The following is a 21812-nucleotide window of genomic DNA, read 5'->3' as shown; positions in this document are numbered from 1 at the left end:
TCCCCAACCCCCTCAGCCCCTGGCCCCATCGGCAGCGGCTTGAACCAGCGTGGCTTCGAGTCCCTGCCGCACCTGGGCGGTGAGGGCCTCAACCGATCGGCGGCGATCGCGGCGATAGGCCGCATAGCGCTCCGTGACCTCGATCGGGGCCTGCACCTGCAGCCGTGCCCGGCTGCGGCCCAGCGACGGCGGCGAGGCCCCCGGGCGGCCTTCGATCCAGGCCACGGCCCGCCAGAGGATCTGCAGCACCTCGGCGTAGCGATCCGGCGTGGGCGCCTCGGCCACGTAGTGACCGCTGATGGCCGCAAACGGCTCCACCAGGTGCATGTGCTCCAGGCAGAGACTGGCCTCGGCGGCGGTCCAGTCGGCCAGGCCCAGGGCCACCGGTGAGAGCTGCTGGCCATCGCTGCGGTAGATCCGCTCCCAACCGGCCTGCTCGATGCGGCGGCAGCGCTCCTGCAGCGTGCCCTGGGGCCTGAGCCCGAAGCGGGCCTCAGCCAAGCCGAGCATGGCCTCCCGCAGCCGCGCCAGGCGATCGACGAAGGGGGCGTTGGCATCGAACACCAGCCCATGGGCCTGCCGGTAGAACACCTCCATGGCCCCCAGCAGGGCCGTGGACACCGCCTGCAGCCGCCCATAGCGCCGCGCCTGGGGCGACGGGAAGGCGGGATCGCCCGCGGCGGAGGCAGCCACCCCCAGCTGCCGCTCCAGCAGCAGCAGCAGCTCGTCGATGCGCGGCCAGCTGGGCCGCAGCAGCTCGTAGCGCACACCGAGGGGCACGATCAGCACCCGCTCGTCGCGCCCCGCCGCCGCCAGGTCGTCACAGGTCCAGAAGGCGATCTGGGCCAGCCCCGGCTCCAGGGGAGCGATCAGATCCCCGTGCTCGTTGGTGGCTCCCTCCGGGGCGATGGCCAGGGGGAAGGGGCCCCGGGCCGCCACCTCCCGGGCGAGGCGAAGAGCCTGGCGATCGAGCTTGCCACGCTGGATCGGGATGCCCCCCAGCCGGCTCAGCAGCCAGCCCACCGCGGCACCGGCCCAGAGCGGAACGCCCCGGTCGTAGAGAAACTGGGCGTGGCAGGGCCGATGCAGGCGCAGGCCCTGGCGGCGGGCCAGGCGCGGCAGGGCACACCAGAACAGCCAGGCCAGCACCAGGGGGTCGCGGGTGCTCGGGTGGCGGAAGGCCAGCAGCAGCCGCAACTCACCACGCTGGTGGGCCTGGAACAGCTTGGCGAGGTCGTCGCCGCCGGCCACCTCGATGCGCCACACCCCCTGGCAGCGGTGCAGCAGGGGCAGCAGACCGCGCAGCAGCAGCCGCACCCAGGGCCGGCGCATCGGCGGGATGAAGCGGAGCGGGGGCTGGACCCCCCCGACGTGCAGACGGGGCATGAGACAGGCCTCGACTCAGGACAGCTCAGCGCAACAGGCGGCAAAGGCCGCCGCCGGATCAGACGCCGTGGTGATGGGCCGGCCGATCACCAGCTGGCTGGCCCCGGCGGCCAAGGCCTCAGCCGGCGTCAGCACCCGCCGCTGGTCGCCGGCGGGAGAGCCTGCAGGCCGGATGCCCGGGGTCACCAGATGAAAGGGCCGGGGATGGGCCTGCCGCAGCGCCGACACCTCCAGGGGAGAGCACACGGCACCGGCGATGCCGGCAGCGGCGGCGAGCCGGGCCAGGTGCAGGACGTAGGGCTGCAGGGGGGTCTCGATGGCCAGCTCGGTGCGGAAGCGCTGCGCCTCCCAGCTGGTGAGCACGGTCACGGCCAGCAGGGAGGGAGCACCCAGGCCGGCCCGCTCCGCTCCCTCGGCGGCGCCGGCCTGGGCAGCGGCGAGGGCCTCGGCCCCGGCGCAGGCATGCACCGTGATCAGCTGCGCCCCCAGAGCCGCCGCGCTGCGACAGGCCCCGGCCATGGTGGCCGGGATGTCGTGCAGTTTCAGATCGAGAAACACCGACAGGCCCTCGTCCCGCAGGCGACGAACCACCTCCGGACCGGCCGACACGAACAGCTCCAGACCCACCTTCACCCAGCGCAGGCCGGGGATGGCGATGGCCAGGGCCAGGGCCTCCCCGGCCTGGAGGCCATCGAGGGCCACGATGATCTGCTCGGCAGGTTCCTGCTGGCCCGTGGCCGGGCTCGGCGGGGCCGCGTGCCAGGAAGCAACGGCCAGGGTGGGATCGACGCTCACCGGCAGTGGCGGAGGCTGACCCGCACCCTAGGTGGGTCGCAGCACCGGGCTCGGGCCAGGGCGTCCTGATCCAGAGCGGCTCAGCCCGGCACCAGGCGCCGGAAGGTCTTTCTGCCGAGCTGCAGCACCCTGCCGGCCAGGTCGTCGGGCGCGGCGAAGGTCTGGTTGGGGTCGGTGAGCTTCTCGCCATCGAGCCGCACGCCACCGCCCTGGATCTGGCGACGGGCCTCGCTGCTGCTGGCACAGAGGCCAAGAGCCCGCAGCAGATAGAAGGCCGTCGCCGGGAAGCTCACGGCTGCCAGGGAGGCCTCGGGCACCTGAGCCGCCTCGGCCCCGGCCACCAGCGCAGCGGCATCCCGCTGGGCCTGCTCAGCGGCCGCCAGACCATGGCGCTGGGCGGTGATCGCCAGGGCCATGGCCTGCTGGCGCTCTCGGCCGCCGGCCCCCAGGGCAGCGGGATCGAGATCGGTGAGCAGCGTGAGGTAATCCCCCACGAGGGCATCGGGAAGCTTCTCCAGCTTCGCGTACATCGACAGCGGGTCCTCGTCGAGACCCACGGTGTTGCCCAGGCTCTTGCTCATCTTCTGCACCCCGTCGAGGCCTGGAAGGATCGGCAACAGCAGGCCGAACTGGGGGCGCTGGCCGAAGTGGCGCTGCAGGTCGCGCCCCATGGCCACGTTGAACTTCTGGTCGGTGCCCCCCAGCTCCAGATCGGCCTGGATGGCCACGGAGTCGTAGCCCTGCAACAGCGGGTAGAGGAATTCGTGCAGGGAAATCGGCGTGCCGGAGCCGTAGCGCCTGGAGAAGTCGTCCTTGGCGAGCATCTGGCCCACGGTGGAGGTGGCGAGCAGGTCGATCGCGGCGGGGAGGTCGAGATCGGCCAGCCACTCGCCGTTGCGTCGCACTTCCAGACGCCCTGGGGTGTGGAAATCGAGCAGGGAGCGTTCAGCCGGCTGGCCCTGACCCAGCTGGCTGAGGTAAGTGGCGGCATTGGCCTCCACGGCCTCAGCGCTGAGCTGTACCCGGGTTGCGCTCTTGCCGGTGGGGTCACCGATCCGAGCGGTGAAATCCCCCAGGATCAGCACCGCCGTGTGGCCGGCGTCCTGGAAGGCCCGCAGCTTGCGGAACAGGATCGCGTGGCCCAGGTGGATGTCGGTGCCCGTGGGGTCGATGCCCAGCTTGATCCTCAGCGGGCGTCCCTGCCGCTCGGCCTCCTGCAGGCGAAGGGCCAGGCAGTTGTCTGCATCCGGGTCCGCTCCCGCCGACGTCGCGGGAGCCAGGGCTGGGAACAGGTCGGCGAGGCCCCGCTCCAACCAGGTCGGAAGCTCCACTGTGTGCTCAGCCATCGACCTGCCCCGCTCAGCGGCGGATCGTAGGCAGGCCCCGGGCCCCGGCACTGCCTCAGCTGGAAGCGGAGGCCATGGCTGGTCAGGTCTGGGCTTCGAGCTGGCCCTTCATCCGCTCCAGGGTGTGGTGCATCTGCTCAAACATCGCTTCCGGCGTGAGACCGAACTGGCCCAGCTGGGTGCGGAGCTGCTCCACCGTGAGCTTGGCCTGGAAGTCCTCCGAGAGCTCGAACCGCTTCATGAACACCCGGTAGCGATCCATCATCGCCTCCATCTGCTCGATGTAGAGCTTCTTGCCTTCGCGATCGAACTTGCCGTAGTCGCCACCGATCTGCATCAGTTGCTGGTAGTCGAGAAACAGCCGCTTGGCCTCGTCCTGGACGATCTCGGAATCGAAGAAGGCCATTGGCTGCCCAGCTCCACGGATCTGCGTGCCTTCAATTGTGAGCAGGAAGGCAGGGCCCTGGGGAGTGTGGATTGGCGTAATCGCCGCATCCTGCGGCGCCAGGACCAACCCTGCAGACAACCCGGCTGAGCGCAGCCAGGATGGGGCCTCAGGCGGCCCTGACCTGAGTTCGCGCCCCGTGGACTACACCCCCAATCTCGACGCCATCCGCGAGCGGGGGCGGCAGGCAGCGGCGCTGCTGAAGGACAGCAGGGTGGTGCTCTGCCTCGGCAACCGGGTGATCCTGAGCGTGTGGGTGGCGGGGTCGATGGCCTCCAGGGCCGTGGTGGGAGCCGCCACAACGGCAGCGGAGGGCCTGGCCCTGGTGGAGCGGCTTGCCCCCTCCCTGCTGGTGGTGAGCGATCAGCTCGAGCAGGGCAGCGGCATCGACCTGCTGCTGGCCGTGAAGGCTCGCTGGCCAGACCTGGCCGTGCTGGTGGTGGTGGGGCGGCAGCAGCGGAGGCGACAGCTGCGCCAGGCCATGGCGGCCGGCTGCGAGGGGCTGGTGCCCGAGTCCCGCTTCGGCCAGGGAGCCGGGCTGGCCGCCCTGTCCACGATCGCCGGTGGCGGCATCTACCTCGATCGCACCCTGCGCGCCCTGATCCAGGGCTGGGCACCCGGCGAGGGGCCGCTTGAGCTGCTCTCCCCGCGGGAACTGGAGGTGCTCTCCCTGGTGGCCCGGGGCACCAGCAACGCCGAGATCGCCCGCAGCCTCTTCCTCAGCGTCGACACCGTGAAGACCCATCTGCACAACGTGCTGCGCAAGCTGCCGGCCCGGGACCGGGCCCATGCCGCCGTGCTCGGCCTCTGCTGGGACCTGATCGACTGGCCTGACCCCTGATCCAGCCGCTAGGTTCGGGCCCACGACAGCAGATGGCATCCACCCATGGCCAGCAGGCACTGGCTGGACCCCCTGGCGCGGCAGCTGCTGGTGGCCACGGGCCAGATCCCCGCCAGCCCATCGCCCGCGCCTGCTGCTTCCCAGCAGGCCCCGCCCCCGTCCACCTGCTCAGGGGCCTCCCGCGAGGACGAGATCGAGCGGGAGTTGCTGGCCCTGAAGCTGCGCCAGGACCCCTCCCAGCCCCTGCGTGACGCCGACGCTGTGCGCCATGCCGCGGCCCTCGGCTGGCGCCTGGACGTGAACCGGGCCACCGCTGCGGACTGGTGGCGGCTGCCTGGCATCGGTGCAGACCAGGTGGACCTGCTGCTCAGGCTCCAGGCCGGCGGCATCCAGCTCAGCGATGCAGAAGACCTGCACAAGGCCCTGGGCTGGTCGGCAGCGCAGGTGGCGCCCTGGCTGCCGGTGCTCGCCTTCCGCTGGTATGGCGAGCCCCCCACCAGCCCGGAACGCAGCCGCGTCGACCTGAATCGGGCCAGCGCCTCAACCCTGCTGGCCCTGGGGCTGTCCAGCCAGCAGTCGCAGCGCCTGCAGCGGGAGCGGGCGCGCCGGCCCTTCCAGGACCTGGCTGAGCTGCAGGAGCGGCTGCAGCTGCCACCGGCCCTGGTGGAGCGCTGGCTCGGAAGGGTGCGCTTCGGGGCGGGGCCCGCCGGCCCCGTGCTGCCCCCGGGACCCCGGCGCTAGGCGATGGCTCGCCAGGGGGAACTGTTTGGCGTGGCCGGACACGGGGCCCCTGGCACCCCAGGGGCCGAGCACCGACTGGAGCGACATCAGCTGCTGAGCTGGCAGCAACGGGTTGCCGCCTTTCAGAAACCCCTGTTCGCTGCTGAGCCGGCGCCGGCGAGCCAGCCCTCGCTGTTCGGGGCGCCTGCGCTCACGCCGGCCCCGGCAGAGGCCGCAATCAGCGGAGCGGAGGCAGGCGCCACCAGGCTCCAGCCCCTGAGCCTCCAGCCCCAGTCGCTCTTGTTCTGGCGTTGGCCCGAGCCCCCCCAGACCGGCGCGGCGCTCTATCTGGTGGTCGACCAGGAACCCTCCCTGCCCGGCCCGCTGCTGCTCTATGTGGGCGAAACCGGCGAGGCCAGCCGGCGCTGGAAAGGCACCCACGACTGCAAGAGCTATCTGGAGGCCTACGGCGAAGCCTCAGCCACACGGGTCTGCCCAGCCGCCTCAGCATCCGCTTCTGGCTGGATGTGCCCCAGGCGATCCGGCCCCGGCGAGCCCTGGAGCAGGCCCTGATCCGCCGCTGGCAGCCCCCCTTCAACAAAGAGACCCGCGGCCGCTGGGCCACGCCGTTCACGGCCGAGGCCGGCACCTGACGCTGGCTACGATCGCGTCCCCTAAGGGCAGTCCATGGAGTTCCGCTGCATCCCCGCGTCGCTGAGCAGCTCACTGGGGGCGTGTGACACGGTTGCCATCGGCCTGTTTGCCAGCCCCCAGAACGGCCCGGAAGGCTCCTCCGGCCCCAGCCACGAGGGCGGCTTCGAGCCCCTCGATCCCGCCCTGGCCGAAGCCCTCGGCGCTGAGCTTGAGCCGTGGTTACGGCAGCGGCGCTTCAAGGCCAAACCCGGCGAGTGCCTCAGCCTGCAACGCCTGGGCCAGCAGCCCGGCAGCGTGATCCTGGTGGGGCTCGGCGAAGCGGCGAGCTACGCACTCTCCAGCCTGCAGGAGGCGGCGGCCGCCGCGGCCCGCTGCGCCCTGGCCAGCGGCAGTGTGCAGCTGGGCCTGGCCTTGCCGCTGGCCGGCCTGGATCCAGCTGAGGCGGCGGCGGCGATGGCCATCGCCGTGCGCCTCAGCCTCTATGAGGACCAGCGCTTCAAGGGCGAGCCCCAGGCCCGGCCCCTGCCACAGCGGATCGATCTGATCGGTCTGCCGGCCGAAGCCAGCAACGGCCTGGCGCGGGTGGAGGCCACCTGCGCCGGGGTTGAGCTGGCCCGCCAGCTCGTGGCGGCTCCGCCCAACGTGGCCACGCCCCAGCACCTGGCGGACACAGCAGCCTCGATCGCCCAGAACCATGGCCTCAGCCTCAAGGTGCTGGAGCGGGGCGACTGCGAGGCGGCCGGCATGGGGGCCTTCCTGGCGGTGGCCCAGGGCTCCGATCTGCCCCCCAAGTTCATCCACCTCACCTACACCCCCCAGGGAGGCGCCCAGCGCCGGGTGGTGCTTGTGGGCAAGGGGCTCACCTTCGATTCCGGCGGCTACAACCTCAAGACCGGTGGCTCCCAGATCGAGATGATGAAGTACGACATGGGCGGCAGCGCGGCCGTGCTGGGGGCGGCACGGGCGATCGGTCAGCTGCAGCCCGCCGGCGTGGAGGTGCATGTGATCGTGGCCAGCTGCGAAAACATGATCAGCGGCGGTGCCGTCCATCCCGGCGACGTCGTGACGACGTCCAAGGGCAAGACGATCGAGATCAACAACACCGATGCGGAAGGGCGCCTCACCCTGGCCGACGCCCTCGACTACGCCTGCGGCCTGGAGCCCGATGCCGTGGTGGATCTGGCCACCCTCACCGGCGCCTGTGTGATCGCCCTGGGCGACGAGATGGCCGGGCTGTGGTCCAACAGCGATGGGTTGGCCGAGGCCCTGCTGAAAGCGGGCGCGGCGGGCGGTGAGGCCCTGTGGCGCATGCCCCTGCGCGCTTCCTACAAGAAGGGTCTCAAGAGTGGCGTGGCCGATCTCAAGAACACCGGCCCCCGCCCGGGGGGCTCGATCACCGCTGCCCTGTTCCTGCAGGACTTCGTGACCCAGGGGCTGCCCTGGGCCCACCTGGACATCGCCGGCACCGTCTGGAGCGACAAGGGCCGGGGGCTGGACCCCGCTGGCGCCACCGGTTACGGGGTGCGCACCCTGGTGGAGTGGGTCTGCCGCGGAGCCAGCAGCGGCAACTGAGGCTCGGGCCGCCGAGGCTCGGGCCGCTGGGGCTCACACCGTTGCTGGCTAAGCGGCAATCGGGCCCGCCGGGCCGGCACAGTCGGCCCTGGCCTCAGCCGGGGCTTCGAGGGCATGGATCAGCCAGCGGGCCCGGTTGCTGCAGTACGGCAACAGGCGGTCGAGGTCGTCAGCAGCCTGCTTGGGGCTGGCGTAGGGACCGATATGGCGGGTCTGCAAGCCTTCGCGGATGGTCAGCAGATACATACAAAACTCTGCCCGTCAGTTCGTACAGCCTAAGCGGATTGGGCCGCTTCTGAACCGCCCCGGCAGGGAAACCGGCCGTCAAGGTGACGCAGAGAACACTCCACAACCAGGCAATCTTTATCTTTTCTTTTGTAAGGCCCCCTTGCGGCGGCGGCCTTGCTCACCACGGATCGGCCGCTCGCGCCTGGTCCCCCCACACCGCCCGCAGCCGCCGGTCGCGGCCACAGGCCCAGCGGTAGTAGCCGTAGCTCGTGCCGTTCTGATCCGCGTAGTTCTGGTGGTACGCCTCCGCCGGCCAGAACCGCTGCAGCGGTCTGATCGCCACCTGCAGCGCCGAGACCTCCACAGTCAGGGCCTGGGCGGCGGACTCCTGGCTTGCTTCGGCCTGGGCCTGCTGATCGCCGCCGGAGGTGAAGATCACCGGCCGGTAGGAGTCGCCGCGATCGCAGAACTGCCCCGCCCCATCGAGGGGATCCACGTTGCGCCAGTAGGCCCGCAGCAGGGTGGGGTAGCTGATCTGCGCGGGATCGAAGCGCACCTGCACGGCTTCCTGGTGGCCCGTTCCCCCGGCGGACACCTGGGCGTAGGTGGGATTGGCGAGGTCACCGCCGCTGTAGCCGCTCACCACCTCCAACACCCCGTTCAAGCCTTCGAGATCGTGCTCCAGACACCAGAAGCAGCCCCCTGCCAGCACCGCCTGCTGCGGTTCGGACGCCAGGGCCGGCCGGGGCGTGAACACCACCCCCAGCAGCAGAAGCAGGGCCAGCAGCGCGCCCAGGATGCGCCGCCCGCTGCAGCTCAGCGGCCAGGGAACTGGCGACCGAGAGCTGGCGTGGCGAGGCGATGGCGGGCTCATGGGGTCTCCAGCACCAGATCGAGGATGGCGGCGGCGGCTCGGCGGGTGACGCCAGGTTCGCCCAGCACCGCCCGCAACCTGGCATAGCCTCCAGCATCGAGCCATGGGCGCCGCTGTCCGGCTGCAGCAGGGGCCGGGCAGCCCGCACGATCGCCTCGGCGGTGAGGTCGGCCTGCAGCAGCTCCGGCACCAGCCGCTCCCCCAGCACCAGGTTCACCGGCGAGATGTGGGGCACGCTGAAGCGCAGGATGCGTCGCGCCACGAAGGCCGTGAGCCCGCTCACCCGGTACACCACCACCTGGGGAACCCCCCGCAGGGCCAGTTCCAGATTCACCGTGCCGGACTTGGCCAGGGCCAGGTCGGCGGCCGCGCAGAGGGCCGGCTTGAGCCGGTCGGCATCGGCGGCAGGAATCACCAGGGCCTTCACCCCGGCCTGATCGAGCTGGCGGCTGAGGTGGGCCTCGAAACCCGAGAGGCCAGCGGGCACCACCACCTGCAGCTCCGGCTGGCAGCGCTGCAGCTCGGCGGCGGCCGCCACGATGTAGGGGAGCATGTAGCGCAGCTCCTGGCGCCGGGAGGCGGGCATCAGCAGCAGCACCGGTGCCTCGTTGACCAGACCCAGCAGGGCTCTGGCCTCACTGCGGCTGGGGGATTCCTCCACAGTGTCCACCAGGGGGTGGCCCACATAGGTGACGTTGGCGCCCCGGCAGCCGTAGTAACGGGCCTCCTCCTGGAAGATGGCCAGGATCTGGTTGGTGAAGCGGATCAGGTTGGTGCGGCCTTCGGATCCGAATTTGAAGGCCCACTCCTGGGGAGCGATGTAGTACGTCACCGGCACCCCCGGAAAGCGCCGCTTCAGCCGCAGGCCCAGGTTCACGTTGGGGCCCATGTAGTCGATCAGCACCACCCCGTCCGGCGGGGCCTGGCGAAACCAGTGCTTGAGGCGGCGCTGCAGCCGCAGGGTGGGCAGCACGAAGGGCATCACCTCCAACAGGCCAATGGCGCCCATGCGGGTGGTGTCGGCCAGCAGTTCGGCACCGGCCCGGGCCATGCGGTCGCCACCGAGGGCGACCACCTGCAGCTCCAGCCCGCGCCGACTCGCCTCCTCATAGAGCGCCTGCACCAGCAGCGCCCCCTGCAGATCGCCGGACACCTCACCGGTGCTGACCAGCAGTCGCAGCATCAGCGGGCTCCGGGGATCGGACCGCGACGCCCTGGCTGGAGCGAGGACTCCAGAAAGGCCACCAGCGTCTCAGCGGCAGCCGTGAGCGGAGTGGCCCGCAGCTGATCCAGCGCCTCGGCCAGGGTCAGCTCCTGCCGGTAGAGCAGGGACCAGCAGCGCTTGAGATCGGCGAACTGCAGGCCCCCATCCAGCTCGGTGAGCCCGCTGCGGCGCAGGCCGATCGTGTTGAGAGCCCGCACCCGCGACGGGTGGCCTTCCACCAGGGTGAAGGGCGGCACGTCGCGCTCGATGCGGCTCATCCCCCCCACCATCGCCAGGCTGCCGATCTGCACGAACTGGTGGATGCCGAGCACCCCCCCGATCACGGCCCGATCGCCGATCACCACATGGCCGGCCACGGCCACGCCGTTGGCGATCACGATCCGATCGCCCAGGGCACAGTTGTGGCCCAGGTGGCTGTAGGCCATCAGCAGGTTGCCATCGCCGATGCGGGTCTGCTGGCTGTCGGTGGTGGCACGGTTGATGGTCACGTACTCGCGGATCGTGTTGTCATCGCCGATCACCACCTCGGTGGGATCGCCGGTGTACTTGAGATCCTGGGGTTCCAGGCCGATGCAGGCTCCGGGGAAGATGCGGTTGCCGCGGCCCATGCGCACCCGGCCATCGAGCACCACATGGGGGCCGATGCTGCAGTCCGGGCCGAGGCGCACCTGGGGCCCGATCACCGCATAGGGACCCACCGCGACACCGGCGGCCAGCTCGGCGCGCGGGTCGACCACGGCGGTGGGATGGATCGTGGTGGCCATCAGTCCACCAGAGAGAACATCAATTCACCGGAACAGGCCAGCTCACCATCCACGAGGGCTTCGGCGGCCACTTTGCCGAAGCGCCGGCGCTTGAGGCTGAGCAGAGTGCAGGTGATCACGAGCTGATCGCCGGGCACCACCGGGCGGCGAAAGCGCACGCCATCGATGCCGGCAAACACGAACAGGCCCTTGGGCAGGTCGGGCATCTGGGTCACGATCAGGCCGCCCACCTGGGCCATCGCCTCGACGATCAGCACCCCGGGCATCAGGGGCCGACCGGGGAAATGCCCCTGGAAGTGGGGTTCGTTGACGGTCACGTTCTTGATGGCCACGGCCCGCTTGCCCGGCTCGTGCAGGATCACCCGATCCACCAGGGCAAAGGGATAGCGGTGGGGCAGCAGCCCCTGGATCTGCTCGGCGCTCAGCACCACGGACGGCGGCACCGGCTCAGCAGCCGCGGGGTTCTCGGGGCAGGCGGCGGAAGGGTCGGGGGAGGTGGGCAAGGGGGTCAAGCGGCAAACGACGAACGGGGCAGGTCCGCCAGGGCGGCCGCGAGGGCGGTGTGGAGTCCATGGGAGCCCCGGAAGGCAAACACCTGGGCCCGTGGCAGACCGACCAAGGCCAGATCGCCCAACAGGTCCAGGATTTTATGGCGCACCGGTTCATCGGCAAACCGGAGCGGCGGGTTGAGCCAGTGATCGCCATCACAGACGAGGGCGTTGTCGAGGGCACCGCCCTGGATCAGGCCGGCCGCCCGCAGCTGCTCCACCTGGGAGAGCAGGCCGAAGGTGCGTGCCGGGGCGATCTCCGCCACGAACGCCGCCGGGCTGAGCTCCAGGCCATAGAGCTGGCGACCGATCGCCGCCTCGCCAAACTCGATGCCGGCCCCCAGCCTCAGGCCTTGAGCTGGCAGGGCCGTGACGAAGCCGGCCCCCTGGTGCAGCGTGAGCGGCGCCTCCAGCTGGGGCGAGGGTGGTGTGCCCTCCACCGGCTCCAGACCGGCTTCAGCGATCGCCTCCACCCAGGGGAGAGCGGAGCCATCGAGCAGGGGAACTTCCGGGCCATCCACCAGGATTTCGGCCTGGCTCACGCCGGTGCCGGCCAGGGCGGCCAGCAGGTGCTCCACGGTGGCCAGCTGACGGCCCCCCAGCGCCACCGCCGTGCAGAGGGTGGTGCCATGGACGGCCGCCGGCCCCAGCTGCAGCAGGGGGGCATCCGGCTGGTCCAGCCAGCCCAGCCAGTAGCCCGGTCGCCTGGACGACTGCAGCCTGACCCGGGAGGGGGCGCCGCTGTGCAGACCCACACCCGAGCGCTCCACGGCAGCGCTGAGGGTCCAGGCCCGGGAATAGTCGACGGGCCAGAGCCCCACTAGAACTTCCAGCCCACACCGAGGTTGAAGCGCCAGTTGTCGGTGAAGTTCTCCGTGGCCACCTCCAGCCGCAACGGCCCCACGGGGGTGGTGACGATCACGCCGACCCCGGGTGAGAAGCCCTCGCCCTCCTTGCCGAGCAGGCCACCCGGGTTGCCGGGGATGTCGCTCTGGGTGCCGAAGGTGGTGCCGGCGTCAAAGAACACCGAGCCGCTGATGATGCTGAACAGGGGGAAGCGGTATTCAACCGTGAACTCGGCATAGCTCTTGCCCACCCCCAGGTCACAGTCGAAGTAGCCCCGCACCGAGTTGCCACCGCCGAGGCAGAAGGCTTCGTAGGGGGGGATGTCATCGCCGATCAGGGTGCCGGCGGACACCTGAAACGCCAGGGCCTGCTTGCAATCGCGGGTCTCGCCCGGCTTGGGACGGCAGCCCTTGTAGATCTTCAGCCAGTCCACCGGGATGAAGTGGGTGAAGGTGGTGCGCAGACGGTTGAAGGTGGGGGAGTCCTCCCCCACCGAGAGGAACTGCTCGGTGCCGATGCTGAAGAAGTTGCCACTGGTGGGATTGCGGGGGTCGTCGAGGGAGCTGAAGGTGGCTCCCACCCTGAAGCTGAGCAACTGGTTTTCCGAGGCGCAGTTGAAGGCCAGGCAGATCACCTGATTGCTGCGCACCCGCACCGGCTGGGGCAGGTCGTCGTCGACGCCGACCACGGCCTGGCTGAACTTCGAGCCCGAGAAGTTCATCGGCGTGACCTCCTGGCCACCGAAGGCCAGGATCAGGTTCCAGGGGGCCCGCTTGAAGGGATCTCCACCGTTGAGGGGGCGGATGAACTGCACGTTGGCCCCGACCCGCTGGATCGCCACGGTGTCGAAGTTGGTGCGCACCTCAGCGAACGGCCCGGAGGTGTCCACAGGGCTGTTGGTGACGACGTCGAAATCAGCGCCGTTGAAGTCCTTCAGGTCAAAGGTGGTGTCGTTGTTCTCGCTCTGGAACAACTGGGGCACTTCCCGGCTGAAGAAGATCCGGGCGCGGAAAGAGGTTCGGAAGCGATCACCCTTGATCCAGGGATCGGTGAAGGTGATATCGCCCAGGCCACCGAACTGGCCATAGGAGAAGTTGGTACCCAGATTCCAGGCTCTGCCCAACAGATTGCTCTCCTGGAGCTGGATCTGTCCGAACACGCCCTGAGTCTGGCTGTAGCCGATGCCGCCCGAGATGGAGCCGGTGGACTGCTCCACCATGCCCAGCACGATCACCACCTTGCCGGGTTCGGCGGGCACCGGGCGGAGGGTGACCTTGACATCGCCGAACAGACCTGTGCCGTAGAGGCGGCGGATGTCTTCCTCCAGCTGGCGGCGGTTGAAGACATCTCCATTCTTCATGGAGATCTCGCGACTCACCACCCAGGGCTTGCTCTTGCCGCGGATCGGCTCACCGTTTTCGTTGGTGGCCGAACCCTCCTTATCCAGGAACTGGACTTCCACCCCCTCCACGGTGCCTTCCCGCACCAGCAGTTCCACCGTGCCGTCGGGGCTCACCCGGGTGGGGCCGGTGACCCTTGCCAGCGAATAACCCTGATCGGCATACCACCTCTGCAGATCCTGCATGCGGGACTGCATGGCGTTCAGGTTGAGGGTCTTGCCGAAGTCGGCGGCAAAGGTGTCGCTGACGACCTGCTCCGGCAGCTTCAGATCCGTGGGCTCCAGCTCCACGGCCTGAAGCACGGGGTTGGGCACCACCGAGACGATCAGCCTCACCCCCAGGGGCCCATCCTGGGGCTGAATGCGCACATCGGAAAACCAGCCCGTGGCATAGATGGCCGAGAGGTCGGTCTGCAGTTCACTGCGGGTGACCCGGGTGCCGGGGGTGACCGCCATGGCGGCATAGGCGGCCAGCTCAAGGCGCTCGCTCTCGGGATGCCCTTCGAGGCCCTCCACCACGATCTCAGCGATCTGAACCCGCGGCTCCTCAGGAACATCGGACTGCTCAGGCACCCCGAAGGCGTCAGCGGGAGCCGGGCTTTCCTGGGCTGGGGCCGGTGCCGTCTGCTGCGGTGCGGGCGTGGCCGGCTGCTCGGCCGGGGCGGGGATGGGGAAGTCAAACTCCCCCTCGCCCGGCGCTGTGGGCGGACTCTCCTCCGGCTGCACGGCGGGAGCGGCCGTCTCCTGCTGCTGGTCCTGGGCCAGCACCGGCGAGCCTGCCAGAAGTGCAAGACCCAGGAGCGGACCCGCACCTTTCCAGCCGAATGAACCCACCATGCCAGTCACGAAGAGCGCGGGATGGCCGCAAATGCCGTGACCTTACCGGTAGACCTCCGGTTGGGGACAGACCCCTTGGAGCCGTTTGAGAACCTGCCCATAGGCCTCCACCACTCCGCCAAGATCGCGGCGAAAGCGGTCTTTGTCGAGGATGCGATCGTCGCTGTCGGCAATCCCTCGGTCCCAGAGCCGGCAGGTGTCGGGGCTGATCTCATCGGCCACCACCAGCTGCCCGTCGGCCGTGAAGCCCAGTTCAATCTTGAAATCCACCAGGATCAGTCCCACGCTGGCCAGCACCTCCTGGAGCGCAGCATTCACCTCACGGGCCAGCCGCTCCAGCTCCTGGCGCTGGCTGGAATCCAGCAGGCCGAGATGCTGCAGGCGCGCCTCGGTGAGCAGGGGGTCTGCAAGGCCATCATCCTTGTAATAGAGGTCGAGCAGCGGCGGCTCCAGAGGGGTGCCCGCCTCGATCGGCATCTGGCGGCAGAGGGAGCCGGCCGCCAGATTGCGGATCACCACCTCGATCGGCACGATGCGCACCGGCCTCACCAACATCCAATGGCCGCCGTGCTCCCCCTCGCCCAGTCCGAGGTAGTGGGTGGGGATGCCCTGACGGGCCAGGAGCTCGAACAGCAGGGCCGAGATCTGGCAGTTGAGTTCCCCCTTGCCCACCAGCTGGGCCGTTTTGAGCGCATTGAAGGCGGTGGCATCGTCCTTGAACTCCACCGCCACCAGGTCGGGCTGGTCGGTGGCGTGCACCCGTTTGGCCTTGCCTTCATGGAGCAGGGAACCGAGGCTGTAGGCGCTCATGGCAGGGATGGGTCAGGGGGCTGGACGGCATGGCCGCCGGGATCACGGGGGGAGCGCAGCAGCCGATCCAGCTGGGCGGCCCGGGCCGGATCCGCCGCAAAGCGGCGCTGCAGCAGCCACTCACCGTAGGCATCGTCAATCCGGCCGCTGAGCCGCAGGCGCCGCTGCAGCGCCTGGGCCTCGGCCGCTGAGAGCTGGGTGATGGGGCCGGACGGGGCTGCGGCGAGCTGCTGATCGAGCAGGTCGGCCACCAGCCCCCAGGCACCGCTGGCGGCGGCCTGTTCGAGGGCCCGCTCCAGCAGGCTGTCTCGCAGATCAGGCTCCAGGCCTGTGCTCAGGGCCACCGCTCGGCCCCAGCGCCGGGCGTCGCTCTCCGGCGTGCCGCGGCTGGCCAGCAGCACCACGGCGGCCTCGTCGGCGCGGCCCAGGCTTTCGAGGTGGTCGGCCAGCTGGTCGAGGGCGGAGCGGGTCTGCGGCGATGCTCCCTGCCGCGGGGCCAGGGGCAGGCTGACCTCCTGAAGGCGCACCGGGTCGCCATCCGCCAGCCAGCGCAGGGCCTGGGCGGCGCGCTCGTGGTCGAGTCCCGCATCGGCGGCCCGCCACTGCAGCAGCAGCCAGGCCCGGCGGCCAGGACCGGGAGCGGGAGAACGGCGCGCCAGCACGGTCAGGGCGGCGTCGGGGGCCTCACAGCGCACCAGGGCATCGGCGCTGGCCAGCACCGGCTCCAGTCCCTGGTCCGTGGGCAGGGCCAGCAGGCGATCCTGCAGGCTGCGCAGCTGAACCGCGTCCGCCGCGGCCCGGGCCTGCATGCAGAGGTCCAGGAGTGGGGGGATGGCCTCAGGGGCGGGCTGGGCCCTCAGCGGGCCTCCGCCTCCCCCGGGCAGCAACGTCGCCCAGGCCAGGCCCAGAGCCAGCGCGGTGCTTCGCGATCGACCAGCCTGCATGGGGAGAGAATGGAGCGGGAGTTCAGGAACGAGACCCCTGATGGGCCAGAAGCGGGCACCCGGTCCACTCCTGGACCGGGCCTGGCAGGCCAGTCGGGCCAGGGGCCAGCCATGCTGGTGGTTTCAACCTAGCCACTGACCTCTCTCCCTACCCCAGTTCCGAGCCCGATGGCCCCTGAGGCAACGCAGCACGACCTCCGCATCCTTGTGGTGGGTTCCGGTGGCCGGGAGAACGCCCTCGGCTGGGCTCTGGCCCGCTCCACTGGGGTAGGCCAGGTGTGGCTGAGCCCGGGCAATGGCGGCAGCGGCGATCTACCCGGCTGCCGCCAGCTGGAGATCGGCGAGGGCGATGGGCCCGCCCTGCAGCAGTGCTGCCGCGAGCTGGCCATCGATCTGGTGGTGATCGGCCCGGAGGTGCCGCTGGCGGCCGGGCTCGCTGACCAGCTCAGGGCCTGCGGTGTGGCGGTGTTCGGTCCCGGCGCCGATGGAGCCCAGCTGGAGTCCAGCAAGCGCTGGGCCAAGACCCTGATGCAGGAGGCCGGGGTGCCCAGTGCGGGCTTCTGGCCTGCAGCCAACCGCGAGGAGGCCCTGGCGCTCCTGGAGGCCCAGGGCCGGCCCCTGGTGGTCAAGGCCGATGGCCTGGCCGCCGGCAAGGGGGTGACCGTGGCCGAAACGCTGGAGGAGGCCCGCGCAGCCATCGAGGCGATCTTCGCGGGCCGTTTCGGCCCCGGCGCCTCCCTGGTGCTTGAGGAGCGCACCCACGGTCCGGAGGTCTCCGTGTTCGCCCTCTGCGATGGCGAGCGTTTGCTGCTGCTGCCTGCGGCTCAGGACCACAAGCGGATCGGCGAAGGAGACACCGGCCCCAACACCGGCGGCATGGGGGCCTATGCCCCGGCCCCGCTCCTCGACGCCGCCGCCATTGAGGAGGTGCGGCAGCAGGTGCTTGAGCCCACCCTGCGGGCCCTGCAGGCGCGCGGCATCGACTACCGCGGCGTGCTCTATGCGGGCCTGATGCTGACGCCGCAGGGGCTGAGTGTGATCGAGTTCAACTGCCGTTTCGGCGATCCCGAGTGCGAAACCCTGATGCCCCTGCTGGGCGAGGAACTGGCCCAGGTGCTGCTGGCCTGCGCCGAGGGCCGGCTCGACACCGCTCCCCCGCTCAGCCTGCGCAGCGGCTGCAGTGCCTGCGTGATCGCCGCCGCCGAGGGCTACCCGGGCACGATCCGGCAGGGCGACCCCGTGGAGGGCGTGGCCAGCCCGGGCGACGAGCTGCAGATCTTCCACGCCGGCACCAGGCGCGCCCCCGATGGAACCTGCGTCAGCAGCGGTGGGCGGGTGCTCGCCGTGGTGGCCCAGGCGGAGGATTTCGACGCGGCCTTCGCCAGGGCCTATGAAGGACTGGCCCAGGTGCACTTCACCGGCATGACCTACCGGCGCGATATCGGTCACCAGGTGCGTCGCCGATGAGCCCGTCGAGCAGCACCGCTCCCCCCCCGTTCTCCTGGCGCCAGGCCCTGGCGCGCTGGTGGGCCGAGTTCAGCCTGCAGACCAAGTTGCTGGCGGTGGCCACCCTGGTGGTGAGCCTGCTGATGACCGGCATCACCTTCCTGGCGCTCAACGGCATCCAGCGGGACGCCCGCATGAGCGACACCCGCTATGCCCGCGACCTGGGGTTGCTGCTCTCCGCCAACGTGACGCCCCTGGTGGCGGAGGGCAACGACCGCGAGCTGGCCATGGTGGCCGAGCGCTTCTGGCAGACCAGCCGCAGCCTGCGTTACATCTTCTTCGCCGATCCTGACGGGATCATTTATCTGGGCATCCCGATCGGCGGCACCTCGGGGGGCAGCGAACTGCTGCTGAGTCGGCGTCTGGAACTTCCCCCCGACATCCAGAAGCGACCAGACAATCCCCTGGTGCGCCAGCACCTCACCCCCGACGGCCAGGTCACGGACGTGTTCGTGCCGCTGGTGAATGAGGGGCGCTTCTTTGGGGTGATGGCCATGGGCATCAACCCCAACGAAACCCTGCTGGCCAGCGCGGCCCTCACCCGGGAGGTGACGGTGGCCGTGTTCATCTCGATCTGGGTGCTGGTGATCCTGGGGGCCGTGTTCAACGCCCTCACCATCACCCAGCCGGTGAAGGAGCTGCTGCGGGGCGTGCGCCAGGTGGCGGTGGGCGACTTCGAAACCCGCATCGCCCTGCCGATGGGGGGAGAACTGGGGGAACTGCTGGAGGGATTCAACGCGATGACCTCCCAGCTGGAGGTGTACAAGGCGGCCAACATCGAGGAGCTCACTGCCGCCCAGGTGAAGCAGGAATCGCTGATCGCCACCATGGCCGACGGCGCCGTGCTGCTCGATGCCGCCGGGGGCATCGTGCTGGCCAACCCCACCGCCCGGCGCCTGTTCCGCTGGGAGGGCCGCAATCTCGAGGGCCAGGAACTGATCGGCGAGCTGCCGGAACGGCTGGCCCTGGAGCTGCATTCCGCCCTCGACAACATGATCATCGGCCAGCAGGATGCCGCCGACGTGCGCTGCAGCGTCGGCGATCCCGCCCGCACCCTGCGCATCGTGCTGCAGCCGGTGCGCGATGCCAGCGGCGAATCGCTCAAGGGCATCGCCATGACCATCCAGGACCTCACCCGGGAGGTGGAGCTCAACGCCGCCCAGAGTCGTTTCATCAGCAATGTGTCCCACGAGCTGCGCACGCCGCTGTTCAACATCAAGAGCTACGTGGAAACCCTCTACGACCTGGGCGACCAGCTCTCTGACCAGGAGAAGCACGAATTCCTCGGCATCGCCAACGCCGAAACCGACCGGCTCACCAGGCTGGTCAACGACGTGCTCGATCTGTCGCGGCTGGAATCGGAGCGCTCCTGGAGCTTTGAACCGCTGGATGTGGCCGAGGCGATCGAGCAGATCCTGCGCACCTACCGGCTGAATGCCGAGGAGCGAGGCGTGAAGCTTCGGTTCGAAGCCGAAACGCTGCTGCCCAGGGTGCTCGGCAACTGGGACCTGCTGCTGCAGGTGTTCGGCAACCTGGTGGGCAATGCCCTCAAGTTCACCCCGCCCGGTGGACAGATCGTGCTGAGGGCCTATCCCTGGCCCGATCTCTGCCTGCTCCACGACGACCAGGTGCCCAGGGAAGACAACCCCCGCTGCGAGCTCACCTCACCGCTGCCGCGGTTGCGGATCGAGATCGGTGACAGCGGCTGCGGCATCTCCGAAGCCGACCAGGCCCGCATCTTCGAGCGTTTCTTCCGGGTCGAGAATGCGGTGCACATCGAGGCGGGCACGGGCCTTGGACTCTCGATCGTGCGTGGCATCCTCGACAAGCACGGCACCCAGGTGAAGATGGCCAGCGAGCCGGAGGTTGGCAGCGTGTTCTGGTTTGATCTCTCCCTTGAAGAATCCGACCAGGATGAACTGCAGCTCAGCGCCGAGCGCAGGGCCCAGAGCCTGGAGCTTGCGCCGCTCCCAGCCCTGGCTGCTCAGCCGGTGAGTCTCTAGGCCAGGCTCAGCGCTGGTGCTCAGCGCTCATCAGCCACGCCGCGCACAATCCGGGAGAGCTCACTGCGCTCATCGGTGGTGACCCGGTGGGGCACACCACTGATGATCCGCTCGAAGTTGGAGAAGGAGTCTTTGATCTCAGGGCCGTTATCGGTGATCACAAATTCGCGGATCCCCTTGTCATGCCAGGAGCCTCGCATCTTGAACACATTCAGGGCGCGGGCCATCTCACCACGGATCTCCACATACTGGAGCAGGAGGATGGTATCGGTGATCGTGGAGATATGGGAATCAGTGATGGAGTGACTGCCCATGAACTCCTCTGATGTGTTCGTGAAGAATCCGGCAATCTCCTCCTGTTTGGCATAGCCGGTTACCCCGATCACAAACTGGCGGAAGGCATTGTGGCTGACGCCGCGGGCCAGGGCACTGAGCGAGTCGATGGCCATCCGCGAGGGCTTGAACTGGCTGATTTCGGTCTTGATGATCTGGAGGTGGTCCTCCAGGCCGGTGGATTCCGGATAGGCGCAGATGATCTTGAGCAGGCCATCCTGCTCCATCTGCTCAAAGTCAATGCCCCAGCTGGTGCCATTGCGCAGCAACTGGGCCCGGGATTCCTCATAGGCGAAGAGGATGGCGCGCTGCTTGCTGCGGCAGGCGTCTTCGATGAACTTGGACACCAGCAGTGTCTTGCCCGTACCGGTGGCTCCGGTGGCCAGGATGATGGAGTCCTTGAAAAAGCCACCGCCACACATGGCATCCAGCCGGGGGACACCCGAGCTCACGCGCACATTGGAAGACCGCTGGGTGAGCCGCATCGCCCCCAGCGGGAACACGCTCATGCCATGGCTGCCCATCGTGAACGGGAACTCGCCTTTCATGTGGGTCGTACCCCGCAGCTTGAGAATCTCCACGGTGCGCCTGCGCCGTTCGCCCTCCAGCACATTGCGCAGAATCACCACATTATCGGACACAAACTCTTCAACTCCGTAGCGAGCGATCGGCCCATACTCATCAATGCGCTCGGTGGTCATCACGGTGGTCACACCAATCTCCTTGAGCCTGGCAATCAGTCTGAAGATCTCCCGGCGCACCACCGAAACGGCGTCATACTGCTGGAAGACAGCGGTGATCGAATCGATGGCTACCCGCTTGGCCTTGTATTTGCGAATGGCGTAGTTGATACGCTCAATCAGTCCGGAAAGGTCAAAGTTTCCAGCCACGTCCTGGCCATCTGGGTCTGGTGATGCATCCAGAACAAACAATTTGTCCTGTTCGATCATCTCCTGAAGATCCCAGCCAAAGCTGGCCGCATTGCGCATGATATCGAGCGGCGACTCCTCAAAAGTCACAAAGATGCCGGCTTCTTTGTACTGTCGGATGCCGTTGTAGAGAAAATTCAACGACAGCACGGTCTTCCCGGTTCCCGAGGTGCCGCTGATCAGCGTCGAGCGGCCGATCGGCAACCCCCCATGGCAGACATCGTCAAAGCCATCGATGCCGGTGGGCAGCTTCTGGACCTGCATCAACTGAGCGTCGATTGGACTGTTTTCCTGCATGACCTGGGGAGACGTGGACAAAAGGGCTGGGGGCAGATCAATGCCCTGATCAAGCTCGGGGATTCAGACCATCATCAGGAAGCGATCCTTCCTGAACGAGATCAGCCAGAGCATCATCCTCTCCAGAGAGGCGCGAAGCAGCCAGGCCCTGGCTGGCGTGCAGAAGCTCATTGAGCTCACCATCGTCGGTCAGCTCGTCGTAGAGCAGATCCAGGCCGATCAGCACCCGTTCGCGGTCGCTGAGATCGCCGATGATGCGGCGCACCGGGGGTGGCAGGATCTTGGTGAGGGTGGGCGTGGCCAGAATCTTGTCCTCCTCGGCCAGTTGTGGGTTCACGAGCACATCGATCACCTTGAGGGCATAGACCCCCTTGAATTCGGTTTCCAGAATGTCGCGCAGCGTTTTCAGCGCGCGCATCGAGTTGGGAGTGTTGCCAGCCACATACAGCTTCAGAATGTAAGTTTTACGGGGTGTCATGACAGGAATGTCCAGGTGTGCGAATGCATCTG

Annotated in this window: 20 protein-coding genes and 1 pseudogene; 6 read left to right on the top strand and 15 right to left on the bottom strand. The window is 68.8% G+C overall.

Annotation, left to right across the window (positions count from 1 at the left end; translation table 11 throughout):
• Positions 1-12 precede the first annotated feature (12 nt).
• From IQ220_RS16230 to IQ220_RS09310, 4 genes are all read right to left on the bottom strand, one after another.
• A complete protein-coding gene (locus tag IQ220_RS16230) occupies positions 13-1332 on the bottom strand; it encodes a 1-acyl-sn-glycerol-3-phosphate acyltransferase (protein ID WP_304524001.1) in 1320 nt (439 codons plus the stop codon).
• Positions 1333-1401: 69 nt separating this feature from the next.
• Positions 1402-2163, bottom strand: a complete 762-nt coding sequence (gene pyrF, locus IQ220_RS09320; RefSeq protein WP_228009079.1) for an orotidine-5'-phosphate decarboxylase — start codon at positions 2161-2163, stop codon at positions 1402-1404.
• Positions 2164-2261: 98 nt separating this feature from the next.
• On the bottom strand, positions 2262-3527 hold the full coding sequence (gene tyrS / locus IQ220_RS09315; protein WP_193914521.1) for a tyrosine--tRNA ligase: 1266 nt from the start codon (positions 3525-3527) through the stop codon (positions 2262-2264).
• Between the two features lie 82 nt (positions 3528-3609).
• Positions 3610-3933, bottom strand: a complete 324-nt coding sequence (locus IQ220_RS09310; protein ID WP_186698943.1) for a DUF1825 family protein — start codon at positions 3931-3933, stop codon at positions 3610-3612.
• A 178-nt stretch (positions 3934-4111) separates the two neighbouring features.
• Here IQ220_RS09310 and IQ220_RS16555 point away from each other — a divergent pair, with 178 nt between their 5' ends.
• From IQ220_RS16555 to IQ220_RS09290, 4 genes are all read left to right on the top strand, one after another.
• Positions 4112-4813, top strand: a complete 702-nt coding sequence (locus IQ220_RS16555; RefSeq protein ID WP_193815582.1) for a response regulator transcription factor — start codon at positions 4112-4114, stop codon at positions 4811-4813.
• A 45-nt stretch (positions 4814-4858) separates the two neighbouring features.
• Positions 4859-5554, top strand: a complete 696-nt coding sequence (locus IQ220_RS09300; protein ID WP_193914519.1) for a helix-hairpin-helix domain-containing protein — start codon at positions 4859-4861, stop codon at positions 5552-5554.
• A 30-nt stretch (positions 5555-5584) separates the two neighbouring features.
• Positions 5585-6106, top strand: coding sequence for a hypothetical protein (locus tag IQ220_RS09295; RefSeq protein WP_370566402.1), 522 nt, complete (start codon positions 5585-5587; stop codon positions 6104-6106).
• A 114-nt stretch (positions 6107-6220) separates the two neighbouring features.
• Positions 6221-7759: a leucyl aminopeptidase gene (locus tag IQ220_RS09290; protein WP_193914517.1), complete on the top strand. Its 1539-nt coding sequence runs from the start codon at positions 6221-6223 to the stop codon at positions 7757-7759.
• A gap of 48 nt (positions 7760-7807) precedes the next feature.
• On the opposite strand, the gene IQ220_RS09285 is transcribed toward IQ220_RS09290, so the two are convergent.
• From IQ220_RS09285 to IQ220_RS09245, 9 genes and pseudogenes are all read right to left on the bottom strand, one after another.
• Complete coding sequence (locus IQ220_RS09285; protein WP_186698934.1) at positions 7808-8005, bottom strand: hypothetical protein; 198 nt, start codon at positions 8003-8005, stop codon at positions 7808-7810.
• Positions 8006-8165: 160 nt separating this feature from the next.
• Entirely contained in the window at positions 8166-8651 is a 486-nt protein-coding gene (gene msrA / locus IQ220_RS09280) for a peptide-methionine (S)-S-oxide reductase MsrA (RefSeq protein WP_370566407.1), read from the bottom strand.
• Positions 8652-8857: 206 nt separating this feature from the next.
• Positions 8858-10044 (bottom strand): annotated as a pseudogene (gene lpxB, locus IQ220_RS09275) (lipid-A-disaccharide synthase).
• Positions 10044-10850: an acyl-ACP--UDP-N-acetylglucosamine O-acyltransferase gene (lpxA, locus tag IQ220_RS09270; protein ID WP_186698928.1), complete on the bottom strand. Its 807-nt coding sequence runs from the start codon at positions 10848-10850 to the stop codon at positions 10044-10046. Before lpxA ends, lpxB begins: the two are co-directional and overlap by 1 nt.
• Positions 10850-11293 (bottom strand): 3-hydroxyacyl-ACP dehydratase FabZ, encoded by a 444-nt coding sequence (gene fabZ, locus IQ220_RS09265; RefSeq protein ID WP_193815547.1) that lies wholly within the window; start codon positions 11291-11293, stop codon positions 10850-10852. Before fabZ ends, lpxA begins: the two co-directional genes overlap by 1 nt.
• Before the next feature lie 65 nt (positions 11294-11358).
• Positions 11359-12219: a UDP-3-O-acyl-N-acetylglucosamine deacetylase gene (gene lpxC / locus IQ220_RS09260; RefSeq protein ID WP_193914513.1), complete on the bottom strand. Its 861-nt coding sequence runs from the start codon at positions 12217-12219 to the stop codon at positions 11359-11361.
• The gene (locus tag IQ220_RS09255) at positions 12219-14480 is read right to left on the bottom strand and encodes an outer membrane protein assembly factor (protein WP_193914511.1); all 2262 of its coding nucleotides are present in this window, start codon (positions 14478-14480) and stop codon (positions 12219-12221) included. The genes lpxC and IQ220_RS09255 overlap by 1 nt, the downstream gene beginning before the upstream one ends.
• Before the next feature lie 42 nt (positions 14481-14522).
• A complete protein-coding gene (purC, locus tag IQ220_RS09250; RefSeq protein ID WP_193914509.1) occupies positions 14523-15290 on the bottom strand; it encodes a phosphoribosylaminoimidazolesuccinocarboxamide synthase in 768 nt (255 codons plus the stop codon).
• Complete coding sequence (locus tag IQ220_RS09245; RefSeq protein ID WP_193914507.1) at positions 15287-16099, bottom strand: hypothetical protein; 813 nt, start codon at positions 16097-16099, stop codon at positions 15287-15289. Before IQ220_RS09245 ends, purC begins: the two co-directional genes overlap by 4 nt.
• A gap of 303 nt (positions 16100-16402) precedes the next feature.
• Between IQ220_RS09245 and purD the strand changes: the two genes are divergently transcribed.
• Positions 16403-17701 (top strand): phosphoribosylamine--glycine ligase, encoded by a 1299-nt coding sequence (purD, locus tag IQ220_RS09240; RefSeq protein WP_193914506.1) that lies wholly within the window; start codon positions 16403-16405, stop codon positions 17699-17701.
• Positions 17698-19743: an ATP-binding protein gene (locus IQ220_RS09235; RefSeq protein ID WP_193914504.1), complete on the top strand. Its 2046-nt coding sequence runs from the start codon at positions 17698-17700 to the stop codon at positions 19741-19743. The genes purD and IQ220_RS09235 overlap by 4 nt, the downstream gene beginning before the upstream one ends.
• A gap of 20 nt (positions 19744-19763) precedes the next feature.
• On the opposite strand, the gene kaiC is transcribed toward IQ220_RS09235, so the two are convergent.
• Together kaiC and kaiB are read right to left on the bottom strand one after the other, a co-directional pair.
• On the bottom strand, positions 19764-21302 hold the full coding sequence (kaiC, locus tag IQ220_RS09230; RefSeq protein WP_228009043.1) for a circadian clock protein KaiC: 1539 nt from the start codon (positions 21300-21302) through the stop codon (positions 19764-19766).
• A gap of 49 nt (positions 21303-21351) precedes the next feature.
• Positions 21352-21780 carry a circadian clock protein KaiB gene (kaiB, locus tag IQ220_RS09225; RefSeq protein WP_225875782.1) on the bottom strand — a complete coding sequence of 143 codons (429 nt, stop codon included), beginning with the start codon at positions 21778-21780 and terminating at the stop codon, positions 21352-21354.
• Positions 21781-21812 lie beyond the last annotated feature (32 nt).

This window comes from Cyanobium sp. LEGE 06113, from assembly GCF_015207615.1.
The sequence above is the reverse complement of the archived record's forward strand: the minus strand, read 5'-3'. Positions and strand labels throughout refer to the sequence as shown.